The 14,537-nt window shown below is 70.6% G+C and carries 14 protein-coding genes and 1 tRNA gene; 10 read left to right on the top strand and 5 right to left on the bottom strand.

Annotated elements, in window-relative coordinates; translation table 11 throughout:
• Positions 1-4 precede the first annotated feature (4 nt).
• A complete protein-coding gene (locus C882_RS20705; protein WP_009542643.1) occupies positions 5-556 on the top strand; it encodes a transcriptional regulator in 552 nt (183 codons plus the stop codon).
• 76 nt (positions 557-632) lie between these two features.
• On the opposite strand, the gene C882_RS20710 is transcribed toward C882_RS20705, so the two are convergent.
• A tRNA-Leu gene (locus tag C882_RS20710) sits at positions 633-720 on the bottom strand.
• Positions 721-942: 222 nt separating this feature from the next.
• Here C882_RS20710 and C882_RS24220 point away from each other — a divergent pair.
• Complete coding sequence (locus C882_RS24220; protein WP_009542644.1) at positions 943-1,302, top strand: rubredoxin; 360 nt, start codon at positions 943-945, stop codon at positions 1,300-1,302.
• A gap of 179 nt (positions 1,303-1,481) precedes the next feature.
• Here the strand turns inward: C882_RS24220 and C882_RS20720 are convergent, their stop codons facing one another.
• The 4 genes from C882_RS20720 to C882_RS20735 form a co-directional block, all read right to left on the bottom strand.
• Positions 1,482-3,446 (bottom strand): PhoX family protein, encoded by a 1,965-nt coding sequence (locus C882_RS20720; RefSeq protein WP_009542645.1) that lies wholly within the window; start codon positions 3,444-3,446, stop codon positions 1,482-1,484.
• A gap of 214 nt (positions 3,447-3,660) precedes the next feature.
• Positions 3,661-5,472: an alkaline phosphatase PhoX gene (locus tag C882_RS20725; RefSeq protein ID WP_009542646.1), complete on the bottom strand. Its 1,812-nt coding sequence runs from the start codon at positions 5,470-5,472 to the stop codon at positions 3,661-3,663.
• 120 nt (positions 5,473-5,592) lie between these two features.
• Positions 5,593-6,387, bottom strand: a complete 795-nt coding sequence (eutC, locus tag C882_RS20730) for an ethanolamine ammonia-lyase subunit EutC (RefSeq protein WP_009542647.1) — start codon at positions 6,385-6,387, stop codon at positions 5,593-5,595.
• A complete protein-coding gene (locus C882_RS20735) occupies positions 6,384-7,808 on the bottom strand; it encodes an ethanolamine ammonia-lyase subunit EutB (RefSeq protein WP_009542648.1) in 1,425 nt (474 codons plus the stop codon). The genes eutC and C882_RS20735 overlap by 4 nt, the downstream gene beginning before the upstream one ends.
• A 170-nt stretch (positions 7,809-7,978) precedes the next feature.
• On the opposite strand from C882_RS20735, the gene C882_RS20740 reads away from it, so the two are divergent.
• The 8 genes from C882_RS20740 (at position 7,979) to C882_RS20775 (ending at position 14,537) form a co-directional block, all read left to right on the top strand.
• On the top strand, positions 7,979-8,884 hold the full coding sequence (locus C882_RS20740) for an endonuclease/exonuclease/phosphatase family protein (protein WP_009542650.1): 906 nt from the start codon (positions 7,979-7,981) through the stop codon (positions 8,882-8,884).
• Positions 8,885-9,035: 151 nt separating this feature from the next.
• Positions 9,036-9,287 carry a hypothetical protein gene (locus tag C882_RS20745; RefSeq protein WP_009542651.1) on the top strand — a complete coding sequence of 84 codons (252 nt, stop codon included), beginning with the start codon at positions 9,036-9,038 and terminating at the stop codon, positions 9,285-9,287.
• A 112-nt stretch (positions 9,288-9,399) separates the two neighbouring features.
• Positions 9,400-9,747: an NADH-quinone oxidoreductase subunit A gene (locus C882_RS20750; protein ID WP_009542652.1), complete on the top strand. Its 348-nt coding sequence runs from the start codon at positions 9,400-9,402 to the stop codon at positions 9,745-9,747.
• Positions 9,738-10,808, top strand: coding sequence for a hypothetical protein (locus tag C882_RS20755; protein WP_152415445.1), 1,071 nt, complete (start codon positions 9,738-9,740; stop codon positions 10,806-10,808). Before C882_RS20750 ends, C882_RS20755 begins: the two co-directional genes overlap by 10 nt.
• Positions 10,805-11,731, top strand: a complete 927-nt coding sequence (locus C882_RS20760) for an NADH-quinone oxidoreductase subunit H (protein ID WP_009542654.1) — start codon at positions 10,805-10,807, stop codon at positions 11,729-11,731. Before C882_RS20755 ends, C882_RS20760 begins: the two co-directional genes overlap by 4 nt.
• Entirely contained in the window at positions 11,722-12,333 is a 612-nt protein-coding gene (locus C882_RS20765; protein WP_009542655.1) for an NADH-quinone oxidoreductase subunit J family protein, read from the top strand. Before C882_RS20760 ends, C882_RS20765 begins: the two co-directional genes overlap by 10 nt.
• A gap of 15 nt (positions 12,334-12,348) precedes the next feature.
• On the top strand, positions 12,349-12,654 hold the full coding sequence (gene nuoK / locus C882_RS20770) for an NADH-quinone oxidoreductase subunit NuoK (RefSeq protein ID WP_009542656.1): 306 nt from the start codon (positions 12,349-12,351) through the stop codon (positions 12,652-12,654).
• A complete protein-coding gene (locus C882_RS20775; protein WP_009542657.1) occupies positions 12,654-14,537 on the top strand; it encodes an NADH-quinone oxidoreductase subunit 5 family protein in 1,884 nt (627 codons plus the stop codon). Before nuoK ends, C882_RS20775 begins: the two co-directional genes overlap by 1 nt.

The following is a 14,537-nucleotide window of genomic DNA, read 5'->3' on the forward strand; positions in this document are numbered from 1 at the left end:
AGCCATGGCTACCTGCATCGCCTGCGGCGCTGATAACGCCACCGAGAAGGTGTTGGCGTCGTATGACGACGATGCGTTCGGCATCCCCGTCACCATCAAGAATGCCGTCGTTGAACATTCCTGCCCCGAGTGCGGGTTTGAAGGCGTCGAAATCCCGGATACCGAGGACCTGGAGGCCGCCATCGCCATTGCGCGCGTCCTGCTGCCCATCGCCCTGCGGGGCCCGGAAATCCGGTTCCTGCGGAAGGCGTGCGGCATGACCGGCAAGCAGTTCGCGACGGAGCTTGATTGCGATAACGCCTCGCTAAGCCGCTGGGAAAACCACGGCGGACAGGGCAGCTTCACCGACAAGCAGATACGCGATGTCGTCGCCGGTATCCTGCATCCGCGAGTGCCTGCCGTCACGCTCAAGCCCGGCGAGTTCCTGCGCATGCGGATCGTTTGCCTGGAAGAGGGCGCGGCGCTTCCCCGCCTTGTCCTTGAGCGCGTTCGGCTGAAGGATGGCGCCACGCATGAAAAGTCCGACGAATGGGACATCTGCGACGAGGCCGCCTGACCGCCGTTGCGGCCAAACCTGATACCGGTCGCCTCGCAAGGGGCGGTCGCTGTCTTTTCTCGCCTCGGGAAGCTGCTGGTGCCCGCTGCCGGACTTGAACCGGCACGACCTGAACGGTCAACGGATTTTAAGTCCGCTGCGTCTACCAATTCCGCCAAGCGGGCCCATGCCGGAGGCAACCTAGAGCGTCCCCCACGCCTGCGCAAGCGCTTAACACGCAAGCGCCGCCGCCGCGCCACGCTGCCTTGGTCGGGGCCTTCGCTACGCCCTTCATCCGGGCGCGCCTACCACCCATGACACGCCGTGGTCACGACTCTGTCACTTCCGTTCCGCACCCGTCTGGCGCGAAACTACGGGCGTTGGTGCACAGGAACAGAGCATCGGTCATGACCGCCGACAGTCGCCTCATGCTTGCGGAAATCTCGCGTCGGCGCCTGTTCGCCGTGTTGAACGTCGCGCTCGGGGCGCTGGCCGTCTCCGTCCTGCCGTTCACGCGGACGGGGCGCGCGGTCGCGGCGGCGGGCGGACCGGCCGGCGACTCCGCCCATGCCCGGGCGGCCGGGAAGTACGTCTGTACCAACCCCGACTGTGATCCCTACGTCTACGACCCGGCGCGGGGCGATGGCGACAACATCAACGGTGGCGGCCGTCCCATCGCGGCGGGCACCTCGTTTGCCGACCTGCCGCACGACTGGCTGTGCCCCTACTGCGGGTCGGGCAAGGACTGGTTCCGGCCGCTGAGCTGACCAGCCCCCTTTCAAGACACACGGACCGTTCACCCGCCGGCCCCTCCGCATCCACCATCCCCCCTCGGCGTCGTGAACGACAGAAGGGCGGCCCCTCCCCCGGGGCCGCCCTTCCTCGTTCCGGGGCGACGGCGCCCTAAGCCGCCGTCGCCCCTCCCCCTCAAGTCCCCCGGACAGGGTCAGGAGCCGATGACCCCACCGCCCTTCTTGGTGATCGCCACCACGCTGGGGCGCGGGGGCATGCCGGGGGTGAAGTCCGGCCAGCGGGTCACGGGGTTGGCGAAGGACGAACCACTCTCGTCGCCCGGGTGCTGCACGGCGACGAACAGGGTGGTGTCGTCGGGCGTGAAGCAGGGGCCGCACATCTCGGCACCGCGCGGGGTGCGGAAGAAGTGGCGGGTCAGGGCGCGGCCGTGGCCTTCCACGTCGGCCGCCCACACGCCGTCGGCCAGGCCGGACTTGGGCGCGCCGTCGGTGGTGATCCAGATGCGGCCCTTCTTGTCGAAGGCGACGTTGTCGGGGCAGGACAGCCAGCCGTTCTCGGTGACGCCCGAAGCGTACTGCGCGCCGTCCTCGGGGTTGGCGGGGTTGCCGGCCATCAGGAAGATGTCCCAGGTAAACTCCTGCGAGGCATGGTCGCGGACGGCCGGGGTGCCGCCCGGCGGGATCATCTCGATGACGTGGCCGTGCTTGTTGGCGGCGCGCGGGTTGGCGGCGTCCGTCTGCTCGTCCTTCCGCTTGGTGTTGTTGGTGAGCATCATGAACACGGTCGACGTCGCCGGGTTCGGCTCCACGTCTTCCGGGCGGTCCATGGGGGTGGCGCCCAGCAGATCGGCGGCGCGGCGCGTCTCGATCAGCACGTCGGCCTGGCTGTTGAAGCCGTTCTCGGCGGTCAGCGGGCCTTCGCCATGGACCAGCGGCATCCACATCAGGGTGCCGTCGGCGTCGAACTTGCCGACGTACAGCACGCCGTCGTCCAGCAGGTCGCCGTTGGCGGCGCGGTCTTCGGTGTCGACGGTGCCGTTGGAGACGTACTTGTAGACGTAGTCGAAGCGCTGGTCGTCGCCGGTGTAGACAATCAGGCGGCCGTCCGGGTTGACGATGGTGGTCGCCCCCTCGTGCTTGAAGCGGCCGAGCGCGGTGCGCTTCTTGGGCACGGAGTTCGGGTCATAGGGGTCGTACTCGACCATCCAGCCGAAGCGGTTGGCTTCGTTCGGCTCCTTGTTCAGGTCGAAGCGGTCGTGGTGGTCGGCCCAGGCGTAGCGGCTGGCGTCCTTGATGCCGTAGCGCTCGTAGTTGCGCTTCTCCGGGTGGTTCTCAAGGGTGCCCTTGAAGTAGCCGTGGAAGTTCTCCTCGGCGAACAGCACGGTGCCCCAGGGCGTCTCGCCGCCGGCGCAGTTGTTCAGGGTGCCGATGACCTTGCGGCCGGTCGAGTCGGCGCTGGTCTTCAGGCGGTCGTGACCGGCGGCGGGGCCGGTCAGTTCCATGGGCGTGTCCAGCGCCGTGATGCGGCGGGCGTACTGGCTGCCCGGCACGACGGTCCAGGTGTCGCCGTCCTTCTTGACCTCGATGACGGTGTGGCCGTGGGCCGCCATCTCGACGTCGACCATCTCCTTGGTCTGCTTGGCCAGGTCGTCCTCGCCGATGCCGTCGAACATCATGTGACGGTCGGTGTATTCGTGGTTGATGGCCAGCAGGCCGTGGGTCGAGTTGTTCGATCCCTGCGGCAGCGGGAAGAAGCCGATGTAGTCGTTGTTGTAGCCGAACTGCGTCTTCTGCGCGTCCGCCGTCAGGTTGTTGACGTCGAAGTCCGGGGCGCCGGCGGTCACCGCATCGCCCCAGCGGATCAGGACTCCGGCGTTGTAGCCGTCGGCGACGTGCATGTACTCGTCGTAGCCGTGCGGCAGTTCCTTGAAGGTCAGGGTCGAGGCCGAGGCGGCCAGCGCCTCGCGGCTGGCACCGGCGGTGACGGCGCCGCCGACGGTGGCCATGGCGGCGGCCACCGACAGGCCCTTCAGCGTGGCGCGGCGGCTGACGCGCGCGGCCACCAGGTCACCCATGGTGGGCACGGCCGGAGCGTGGGCGGGAACGTCGTCGTCGTCGTTCACGACCTCGACGAACTGAGAGGCGGTGTGCTCGGTCATGGAACCCTTCCGCTGCATTGATGGTGATGAGAAAGCACGAGATTTCGGCGTCAATGTAGAGCCGGCGGCAGGGATTTCCCGTGAATGTTACATGGCGTCGCGTTGACGAAATTGTTGCGCGAAAACGCAAATCATTCGCAGAAATCGGCTGTTGCATGATCCAGGCACGCGATCAGCGCGACACGCGCCGGACGTGCATGTTCGAGCAGAAAGGTCAATTGAACAGGCGCTCGCGGAAGGGGCCGATGTAGCCCAGGTAGCCGCGCCGGGCCGCTGGGGTCAAGGCCTTCTCGGTGCTGCTGTCGCCGTAGGGATGGGCGACGGAGCTGAACAGGTATCCCCAGTCCCCCATGTGCGGAAACCACGCCACGCCCGAGACCGCAGCGCCATACGGCGTCGTCTGGAGCCGGCTCAGCGACCCGGTGGCCGCATCCCAGGCCCAGAGGGCGTCGTTCTGGTGCCCCCGGGCGGTATCCTCGGCCAGGATGAGGGTGTCGTCGTCACCGAGGAACGCGAGCCCGCGCGGGTTGGCGATGCCGTTCAGGGCGCAGTCGTTGCGGTCGACCGCATCGGCGCCGGCATCCTCGACCGGCACGCCCGCCACCACCGCGCTGGCCCGCGTCGCCACCCGGTCGGACGCAATGCCCGCCACCGTCCCCAGCTGCATGGCATAGATGGTGCCGCAGGGGTTGGCCGGCAGCGCGATATGGTCGGTTCCGGGTCCGGCGGTTCCGCCCGGCTCGGTCATCGGCCCGGCCACCGCACCCACGGCCAGGAACACCCGCTTGCGCGCGGGATCAAGCGCGAGGCCGCCGGAGCGGACGAACTCGGTGGTGGCGCCCAGCATGGCGGCATAGCGGCGGGTTTCCAGGCGCGACGCCGCCATCTCCATGCCCGGCTTCACGGCCAGGCACTCGGGACCGGCGGCGGTTTCCAGTCCCGTGAAGCCGTCGGGGCAGTGTCCGTCCAGAGCCTCGCGCCGGTCGAACAGGTCGGTGAAGGTCACCCCGCGATCGAGCAGGCGGGCGATGTCCACCTCGCGGGCGTGGCCCAGGTCGATCCATTCCACGTCGGCGGCCCCGCCCGCGACGCTGGCCGTCTGGCGCCAGCGCGCCGCATACAGGTGCCCGGCCGACAGGTCGGCCATCTCGTCGGCGATGAACATGAACAAGCCGCCGCCGTCCGCCCGGTCGGTGATGTAGACCGTGCGGCCGTCGGGCATGGCAAGCACGTCTTCCGGCGCCGTCCGGCCCAGGGCAAACCGGCGATGCACCGTCGGCCGGCCCCGGTGGTCCACGTCGGCCTCGATGATGTGGCCGTAGCGATAGGGGTCCACCGTCTGGCGGAAGGCCTCCAGCGCCGCCCGGTCGCCACCCCGCGCCGAGCGGCCGAACCAGGACGCCATGGCGGCAGCGTCCTCGAGCGCCGCCATGTCCTGCGCCTCGTCCACCAGCCGCGCGTCGGGCGGGGCGCCCTCGGCAGCCAAGTGGGTGTCCCAGGGCGTCATGCCGCCTTCCATGGGCCGCCAAAGGCCGCCGATGGGCGCGGTGTCCACCGGCGCGGTCTGCATGGCGATGAGCGTGCCGTCGCGCCCCTGCACCAGTTCCGACAGATAAAGGGCGCCGGGCAGATCGCCGAACTGCGTCAAGGCGAACCACCGCCTCCCGCGGTGCAGCAGCGAGGTGAACCCGACCTCGTCGGAGACGCGCGGCTCGGCGCCGTCGTAGAGGGCCGTGCCGCGCTGGTCGTGAAGGACGCCGAAGGTGCCGGTCCCCACCTCCTGGCCGCTGCGGGCAAGCACGCGGTAGCCGATGGTCTCGCCCTCGCCGTCGCGGCGCAGGACGCGCGGCGTGGTGCGGATGGAGCGCTTTTCCAGGTCGGTTTCGGGCGCCTCGACGGCCAGGAAGGTCAGTTCGGGCTCGGCGGCCGCAGCGGCGGTCGATCCGCCGACGGCCAGCAGCGGCGCCAGAAGAAGGGCGATGACCCCGCCGAAGCGGGCGCGGCGCGGAAACGGCGGGCACGGCATGCGGCAGCGGTTCTCCCTGCGGCTGGAGGATCCATGGCACGCCGGCCGTGCAGGATCGGCCATGCGGCGTCCCGCGATGGTACGGCGCGCCGCCACCGCAACTGAACCCGGGCAGGGTGGTTACGACGTCCGGCCCGCCCGTCCCTCCAGGGTGGCAGGCGGTGCCCCTTCCGTCACGGCCTCGGGCGCGTCGTCCTTCAGCGCCACGCCGCTGACACCCAGTGCCCGCGCCTGCCCCATCAGCCAGGCGATCTTGGCGCCTGCGCGCGCCGGATCGAGCCCTTCCGGCCGGATGTTGGAAACGCAGTTGCGGTCGGCGTCGCGGCGACCGGCACGCGGCGCCCAGGTCAGGTAGGCGCCCAGGCTGTCGGACGCCGAGAGACCCGGTCGCTCGCCGATGAGCATCACCGAACACGCCGCTCCCAGCGCCTCCGCCACCGGATCGCCGAGCGCGACGCGCGCCTGCCGCGCCACCACCACCGGCGCGAGCGTCCATCCCTTCAGCCCCGCCACGGCGGCGGCCAGAGTGGCGGCGGCATGCGAATGAACGGCACGAGCCGACAGGCCGTCGCCGATGATGAAGACCGCGTCGAACGGCCCCTCCCCCGCCGCCTCGCGCAGCCGTGCCTCCTCCCCCTCAGCCAGGCGCCGGCCCAGGTCGGGGCGCTGGAGGTAGGCGGCGCGGTCGGGCGCGGCGGAGGCAGCCTGCATCACCGTCAGGTCCGGCACGGCCTCGCGCACGGCGGCCGCCACGCCGGCCGCGTCGAACGCCATGTAAACGGCGTCGCGCGCACGGGCGTGGGCCATCTGGAAACGCAGAAGTTCGGCCGTCGGCAGGCCGTCGCCCGCCCGGCCGAGCGCGATGCGGGCGGCGGTGTGGCGGCGCAGGACGTGCCAGGGATCGGGATTGCTCATGCCGCACCTCCACCGTCCTCGGGTGCGGTGGGCGCCATGTGGCCGATCATGCGCCCGGCGCCACTTCCGGCAGAGAGCGAGGGCCGCACCCGGCCGCCGGCATCCATGATCTCCATGCCGTGCAGCCACGCCTCGAACTCCGGTGCCGGCTTCAGCCCCAGGGCGGCCCGGACATAAAGCGCGTCGTGGAAGCTGGTGCTCTGGTAACTGAGCATGATGTCGTCGCCCCCCGGCACCCCCATGATGAACGAACATCCCGCCACGCCCAGCAGGGTCAGCAGGGTGTCCATGTCGTCCTGGTCGGCCTCGGCGTGGTTCGTATAGCAGACGTCGACGCCCATGGGCACGCCCAGCAGCTTGCCGCAGAAGTGGTCCTCCAGTCCGGCGCGGATGATCTGCTTGCCGTCGAAAAGGTATTCCGGCCCGATGAAGCCGACAACCGTGTTCGTCAGAAGTGGCCGGAACGCCCGTGCGACGGCATAGGCACGCGCTTCCATGGTCTGCTGATCCACACCGTGGTGGGCGTCGGCCGAGAGCGCCGCGCCCTGTCCCGTCTCGAAGTACATGACATTGTCGCCGACCGTGCCGCGCTTCTGCGCCAGCGCCGCCTCGCGCGCCTCGGCCAGCAGGGACAGGGAAATGCCGAAGCTGTCGTTGGCGGCCTCGCTGCCGGCGATGGACTGGAACACCAGATCCACCGGCGCGCCGCGCTCCATCACCGCCAGCGCCGTCGTCACATGCGCCAGCACGCACGATTGCGTGGGAATGGCGTAGCGCTCGCGGATGCCGTCCACCAGCTCCAGCAGCCGCACCATCGCCGCCGGGCTGTCGGTGGCCGGGTTGATGCCGATGACCGCATCGCCGCAGCCGTACATCAGCCCGTCCAGTATGCTTGCGGCGATGCCGGCGGGGTCGTCGGTCGGGTGGTTGGGCTGCAGCCGCACCGACAGCCGCCCCGGCAGGCCGATGGTGGAGCGGAAGGCCGTTGTCACCCGGCACTTGCGCGCCACCGCGATCAAATCCTGGTTGCGCATCAGCTTGCTGACCGCCGCCGCCATCTCGGGCGTCAGGCCGGGGCGCAGGGCCGCCAGGGCCTCGGGTGTGGCGGCGTCGCACAGGAGCCAGTCGCGGAAGGCGCCGACGGTCATGGACCGCACGGGCTGGAAGGAATCCGCATCGTGCAGATCGAGGATCAGGCGCGTCACCTCGTCGTCCTCGTAAGGCACCAGCGCCTCGTCCAGGAAGCGCGCCAGCGGCACGTCGGCCAGCGCCATGCGGGCCGCCACCCGTTCCTCGTCACTGTCCGCCGCCACGCCAGCCAGCACGTCGCCCGATCGCGGCGGGCTGGCCCGGGCGAGCAGCGTCTTCAGGTCGTGGAAGACGTAGCGGGTGGAGCGATGCGTCGCAGAGGCCTGGGTCACGGGCGCCTCCCTCGGGCTCGGGCCGGTGGACAGGACGTCAGTGTCCTACAGCCGCGCCCCGGAGGGAACCCGCCGGTGGCAACGCCGCCGCCGGCCGCCCGTTTTCCTGGCGGAACAGTCAGAGGAGGCCGCTCATCCTGAAGATCGCCGTCACGCTGGCCGCCGCGCTTATGGCCCTGGTCACGGTGGCCGTCCTGAACGCCCGCCTGTGGTGGCCGTTCGACCTTCTGACCCACTTCCGACTGCAGTATGTGGCGGCGGCGGCGGTGCTGCTGGTCGCCGCCCTGCTGCTGCGCGCGTGGCCAGCCGCGGCCATCCTGCTGACTGTCGCCATCCTGCACGGCTGGGTCATCAAGGACCTGTGGACGGCACCGACGCCCGAGGCTCCCCCCGGCGAGCGCCTGCGGGTTGTGGCCGCCAACGTCCTCAACGCCAACCGCACGCCCGATGCCGTGGCCGACTTCGTCGCGCGCTCCGATGCCGACGTGGTGATCCTGGTGGACGCCGTCGGCCCGCGCTGGACCCAGGCGCTGGAGGAGATCGGCGGGCTGTATCCGCACGCCGCACCGGACGGCTGGCGCAATGGGGCGCCGGCACTGATCTTCAGCCGTCACCCCATCTGGTATGACAGGGTGGCACGCCGCACCGCCGGCAAGACGCCGTACCTGGTGACGCGGCTGACGGTGGGGGAGCGGGCGGTGTCGGTGATTGGCGTGCACCCCACCTCGCCGGCGCCCTTCGACGGCGACGGCAGCCGGGCCCGCAACCAGCAACTCCGGCAGATCGCCCAGACGGCGTCGGGGCTGGACGATCCGCTGATCGTCGCCGGCGATTTCAATACCACGCTTTGGTCGCCCCATGCCGCGGCCCTGCTGGACGCCACAGGACTGCGCCCCGCCGCCCACGGCCACGGCTGGCACGCGACCTGGCCCCGCTGGATGCCGCCCGGCCGCATCCCCATCGACCACGTCCTGCTGCGCGGGCCGCTGACGGCGGAGCGCTTCGGGCGCGGCCCGGCCATCGGGTCGGATCATTATCCCGTCGTCGCCGACCTTGTCCTGGCACCGAGGTCCTAAGCCGCGATTGGACGAAAGGCGCACGCGTTACCCCTCCTGCGCCTTGCCGTTTCAAGACCTGCTTAACGTTTGCGGAGCCATCCTGAGCGCCCGATCCAGGAAAGCAGAACGCTGGACGAGACCGGAGAGGAAGAGAAGGAGGGGTACCCGCATGACGACGACGATGCACGCGCACCTGTCGGACTTTCTGGCCGGCTACGTCGCCGGCCTGGGCCGCGACGCCGCGCCCGCCGTCGCCCGCCGGCTGGACGACATGGCCCGCCGCCTGCCTGAATGGGAGGCCGAGGCGCTGGAGTGCCTGTACCGCGACATCGCCCTGTGGTTCGACGCCGGGCTGACGCAGGACCGCGTCGCCGCCCGCCTTGCCGACGTCCACGCTCCCGCCCTCAGTCCCGGCGAGTAACCCCTTGGTCCGCCGCTGCACCGCCACCCGGCAGCAGCCGGAGGAACGGCACCATCATGCCCCGCGTTTGCCCGGTACGTGACGTTCCTGCAACGGTTGTCGGCAAAGGACCATGACGGACCTTCTTGCGATCCTGATTGCCGCGCTGGGCGCGGGCGCCCTGGTGGCGCCGCTCCTGCTCATGGGGCGGTCCGCCAGCGCGCTGACCGAGCCGCAAAAGACGCCCTTCCTGGGTGGGTCCGCGCCGCGCACCCATGCGTGGCAGCGCTATCATGCGCGCTACTACTCCATGACGCTGCTCTTCATCGCCTTCGAGATGGAGATGATGTTCATGTACCCCTGGGCCGTCGTCTTCGTCGAGGAGGGCATGAAGGCGATGGTGGAGATGGGGATGTTCCTCGCCATTCTGTCCATCGGCATCCTCTACGGCTGGCGCGAGGGGATCTTCAAGTGGCAGTGACGGCCCTGGTGCATCGCCTGGCCGCCAGCGCGCCCGTGCCCGTCTTCGCCGCCGTCGGGGAAGACGGCCTGCGGGCGGTGGACCGGCTGGCGGTCGATCCGCGTGTGGACCTGGTGGCGAGCCCGCTTCACGCCGCGCTGCTGCTGGTAGTGGGAACGATCCGCGATGACGACCGGCCGGAGCTTGAGCGCCTGCATGACCAGCTTCCGCATCCCCGCGCGACCGTGTCCTGGGGCGGGAACGCGGTGTTCGAGGGCGAGGCGGTGGACGGCACCGTTGATCCACTGCCGCTTCTTTCCGACATGCATCGTGCATTGATGACCCGCGCCCGCCCGTCGGAGCCCGACCTGCTGCCGAACGCCCCGCCCAACGACTGGCGCGGCAAGGGGGACTTCGGCCAGGGCGGCGAAGGCATGATGGGCGGCGTGCCCTACGGTCGCCCCATGCCCATGACCGACGACGACATGCGCGACGGCCTGGCCCTGGACGCCTATTCCGCGCCGTTCGGCCCCTTTCTGCCGCAGTTTCCGGCGGGGCTGACGCTCGACCTGACTCTTCAGGGCGACGTCATTCAGCAGGCGAAGGTACTGCGCCCACCCTATCCCCAGCACGAATCGGGCGGCGCGGCGGTCGCCTTGCGCCATGTCGCACGGATGCTGCGCCTTCTGGGCCTGCCGGCGCGGGCGGAACGGGTGCTTCACGACGGGCCGCGCGAGCGGCTCGCGCAAACCCTCTCCCGCTGGGGCGCCTTCGCCGCCATCCCGCCGGGGCTGGGGATGATCGACGGCACCGACGTCCGCGGTCGCCTGCGCGCCTGGTGCGCCGAGGCCGGCGGCGGCGCCGGGCCGGTCGTCGAGGATGACGGCCCGCTGACCGACCTGCTGCCGGGGCTGGAGTGGCACGAGGCTGTGCTGGTTCTCAACAGCCTGCCCGATGCCGCCCTGCGCCGCCTTGTGCCCGTTCCGAAGCCGGACGACGACCAAGGCGAACACAAACACGAACACCATCACGACCATCATCACCACGATCACGATCATGGGCACGGGGAGGCGCACGGATGATGGCTGTCGCCGCCTTCGTCTCGCTGTTCGCCTTGCTGATCCTCGGCACCGCCCTTGCCGCGGTCATGGACCGCGCCGCCGTGGCACTTGCGTCCGGACGGCCGATGGGCGCAGCCCTGAAGGAACCGGCACGCCGCGCGGCGGCGCTGCTGCTGCGCCAGAAGGTCGAGACCGAGCGCCCCGATTCCATCACCTGGCCGCTCGCGCCCGTCGCCTACCTGATGCTCGCCGCCGTGGGCCTGAGCGTGGTGCCCTTCGCGCCCGGCGTGGTGGTCACCGACATCTCCACCGGCATCGTGCTGTGGGGGGCGTGCGAGGCACTGACGGTGATCGTGGTCTTCCTGCACGGCTGGTCGGCCAACGCGCCCATGGCGCTCATCGGCGGCTACCGCTACGTCGGCATCGGGCTGCCGGTGCTGCTTCTGTCCATGTTCGTCCTCATCGCCGCCGCCCTGCCCGCCGAGAGCCTGTCGGTGGTGGAGATCGTCCGCGCGCAGGAGGCGGGCCTCTGGAACGTGGTGCGCCAGCCGCCGGGACTGGCGCTGTTCCTCATACTCGGCCTGATGCTCACCCTGCGCGGACCGTTCGACTATGCCGACGCCGAGGATCTGGCGGGCGGTACGAAGGCGGAGGCGTCGGGCCCCCATCGCCTGGCGTGGCGGGTGGCGCGTCTGGCGATGCTCGTCAGCTTTTCCGCCATGGCGGCCACCGCCTTCCTGGGCGGCTACCTGGGGCCGGTGCTGCCGGGACCGCTATGGCTGGTGCTGAAGACCGTCGCCGTCATGGCGGCGGTGATCGCGGCCGGCCACATGCTCGCCCGGCTGCCGCCCTCGCGGATGTTGACCACCGTCTGGGTGGTGCTGCTGCCCCTGTCCTTCCTGGTTCTGGTGCTTGTGGGCGTGGAGTTGCTGCTATGGCCGTGACCGCCGCCGACGTCCTGTTCTGGCTGCTGGCCCTGTGCGCCGGGGTGAGCGGCTGGCGCGTCTTCGCCACCGACAGCATGGTGCGCGCGTCGTTCCTGCTGCTTCTGTCGTTCCTGTCCGTCGCCGGCATCATGCTGCTGCTGGCCGCGCCCTACATCGGCATTGCGACCGTCTTCATGATGGCCGTGGAAATGATGGTCATGGCCCTGTTCATGGTCATGTTCATGATGAACCCTGCCGGCCTGAACCCCATGATGATGGTCCACCAGCACAAACTTGCCATCGGGGCCGGCGTGCTGGCGTTCCTGGGGCTGACCGCCGCCATCCTGCTCACCGACCTCCCGTCCGACCCCGTGCCGGCGGACCGTGCCGTCGTCCACGACCTGGGGATCGAGCTTCTGGGCGACTCCATGCTGGTGTTCGAAACGGCCGGGGTGACCCTGCTCGCCACCATGATCGGCGCCGTCGTGCTCTCCAGCCGGCGCGGGCGCTACGGCGACGCCGACACGGGCTCCCGTCCACCCGGCCTGGAGCCCGGCGGCGACCCCGCCGGCCGCGAGCCCGAAGAGGGCGGCGGCGGTCATCACCATCACCACCACTAAGGCGAGGGAGCCGGCATGACCCTGACATCCGTCCTGATCGTCGCGAGCGCCCTGGTGGGCATCGGCCTCTATGGCGCGCTGTCGCAACAGTCCTTCGTCATGCTGATGATGGGGCTGGAATTGATGCTGAACGGTGTCCTGCTGGCGGTCATCGGGTTCTGGTCCTTCGGCCTGGGCGGCGCGCCGGAAGGGCAGCTGTTCGCCATCATCGTCATGGCGGTGATGGCGGTGGAAATGGCCATCGGCTTCGCCCTGGTGGTCGCCGTCTACCGCAAGAAACAGGCCGACATGACCGAGGCGCTGGAGACGCTGAAGAACTGATGCTCTGGACCCTCGCCCTCCTCCCCGCGCTCATCGGCGCCGGCGTGATCTTCGCCGGGGCGGGCCGGTCGCGTGTGGTCCTGGGGCTGCTCGGCGGTGGAACGATGGCCGCGACACTGGCGCTGGCCGTGGCGGCGGTGTCCGGCGGGTGGACGGGCGTGCTGCCGTGGAACGAGGCGCTGAGGCTCACCGCCGCGCTGACGCCGCTGTCCGCCGCCGTGGCGCTGCTGGTGCCGGTTATCGCGTTGCCCATCCTGGTCTACGCCAGCGCGCACGAGCACCGTCCGGGCCTGTCGCAGCTGATCGGGCTGCTGCTGGTCTTCGTCGGCGGCATGGAACTGCTGGTCATCGCCGACGACCTGCTGACGCTTTTGATCGGGTGGGAACTGGTGGGCGCGTGCTCCTGGGCCCTGATCGGCCATGACTGGCGGGTGCGGGACAATCCGCGATCGGGCCTGTACGCCTTCGTCGTCACCCGCTTCGGCGACCTGGGCCTGTTCGCCGCCGCCATGGCGCTGTACGCCGGGACGGGCGGCTTCGGCTATGACCGGCTGGCGGACCTGGAGGGGCCGCTGCTGCATGTGGCGGCCTTCGGCGTGCTGCTCTCGGCGGCGGCCAAGTCGGGGCAGGTGCCCTTCGCGCCCTGGCTGTTCCGCGCCATGGCCGGTCCCACATCGGTCTCCGCCCTGCTGCACGCCGCGACCATGGTCGCCGCCGGCGCCTACCTGCTCGCCCGCCTTCAGCCGGAGCTTTCCGCCGCCGCCGGGTGGTCGGGGACGGTGATCGGCATCGGCTTGGCGACGGCGCTGACGGGCGGCGTGGTGGCCTGTCTTCAGCCGCACGCGAAGAAGCTGCTGGCCGCCTCCACCTCCGCCCACTACGGGTTGATGTTCGTGGCCGTGGGCGCGGGATATCCCGCCGTCGCCGTTTTGCACCTGATCGCCCACGCCGCCTTCAAGGCACTGCTGTTCCTCGCCGCCGGGTCGGCCGGGGAGCAGGCGGAAACGTTTGCGCTGCACCGCCTGGGCATGGGCCGCGTGCTGCCGGTGATGGCGGTGCTGTCGGCCGTGGGCGCGCTGGCCCTGGCCGGCGTGCCGCCGCTGGGCGCGGCCTTCACCAAGGAGGCCGTGGTGACCGCCGCCGGGCATCTCTCCCCCTGGCTGGCGGGCGGGGTGATGGTCGCCGGGGGCTTGAGCGCCGCCTACGCCGCCCGCTTCCACCTGCTCGCCTACGGCCGCTCGCGCGAGGCGCCGGAGGCCCCGCCACAGCCCTGGACGGAGCGCGCCGCCGCCGGGGCTCTGGCACTCCTGACACTCGGCCTGTCGGTCCTCTGGCTGCCGGGCCTGCGCCCCGACACGCCCCACGCCCCGCTGTGGGAGGTGGTCGTCTCCGTCCTGCTCATCGGCCTCGGGCTGCTGGTCGGCACCGTTCTCGCCCGGCGATATCCAAAGGCTGGCACCACCGGCGCCCCCGCGGAGGCCGCCGAATGGCTGGGCCTGCCCGCCCTGCTGCGCCACGGCATCGCTCGCCCGTTCGAGCGGCTGTCGGCCTTCGCCGGAACCGTGGACGACCGCGTGATCGACGCCCTGCCCCGCCTCGTCGCCCGCCTCGGCCGCTGGCTGGCTGGCTTCATCGGCCGGGGCGACCGTCGCGTGGTGGATGCCGGCGTGCGCGCCACCGCCCGCTTCGGGGAATGGCTGGCGGGCGTCGGTGACCGCATCGGGGAGGCTGTTTCCGACGGGCTGCCGGAGGGCACGGCGCGCCTCGTCGCCTTCAGCGGCGCCGACGCCCGGCGCCTGCAAACGGGCATGAGCCACCATTACTACGCGCTGCTGGCCGGCGGCGCGGTTCTCGTCATCGTCACCATCATCGCACTGAGCTGA

The organism is Caenispirillum salinarum AK4 (assembly GCF_000315795.1).
GTDB classification, from domain to species: domain Bacteria; phylum Pseudomonadota; class Alphaproteobacteria; order Rhodospirillales; family Rhodospirillaceae; genus Caenispirillum; species Caenispirillum salinarum.

Coding starts and splice junctions, on each gene's coding strand:
- C882_RS20765 (WP_009542655.1), top strand. CDS start 11,722: ATGGCCGTGACCGCCGCCGACGTCCTGTTCTGGCTGCTGGCCCTGTGC.
- C882_RS20760 (WP_009542654.1), top strand. CDS start 10,805: ATGATGGCTGTCGCCGCCTTCGTCTCGCTGTTCGCCTTGCTGATCCTC.
- C882_RS20750 (WP_009542652.1), top strand. CDS start 9,400: ATGACGGACCTTCTTGCGATCCTGATTGCCGCGCTGGGCGCGGGCGCC.
- eutC (WP_009542647.1), bottom strand. CDS start 6,387: ATGAGCAATCCCGATCCCTGGCACGTCCTGCGCCGCCACACCGCCGCC.
- C882_RS20705 (WP_009542643.1), top strand. CDS start 5: ATGGCTACCTGCATCGCCTGCGGCGCTGATAACGCCACCGAGAAGGTG.
- C882_RS20725 (WP_009542646.1), bottom strand. CDS start 5,472: ATGCCGTGCCCGCCGTTTCCGCGCCGCGCCCGCTTCGGCGGGGTCATC.
- C882_RS24220 (WP_009542644.1), top strand. CDS start 943: ATGACCGCCGACAGTCGCCTCATGCTTGCGGAAATCTCGCGTCGGCGC.
- C882_RS20775 (WP_009542657.1), top strand. CDS start 12,654: ATGCTCTGGACCCTCGCCCTCCTCCCCGCGCTCATCGGCGCCGGCGTG.
- C882_RS20720 (WP_009542645.1), bottom strand. CDS start 3,446: ATGACCGAGCACACCGCCTCTCAGTTCGTCGAGGTCGTGAACGACGAC.
- C882_RS20745 (WP_009542651.1), top strand. CDS start 9,036: ATGACGACGACGATGCACGCGCACCTGTCGGACTTTCTGGCCGGCTAC.
- nuoK (WP_009542656.1), top strand. CDS start 12,349: ATGACCCTGACATCCGTCCTGATCGTCGCGAGCGCCCTGGTGGGCATC.
- C882_RS20740 (WP_009542650.1), top strand. CDS start 7,979: ATGGCCCTGGTCACGGTGGCCGTCCTGAACGCCCGCCTGTGGTGGCCG.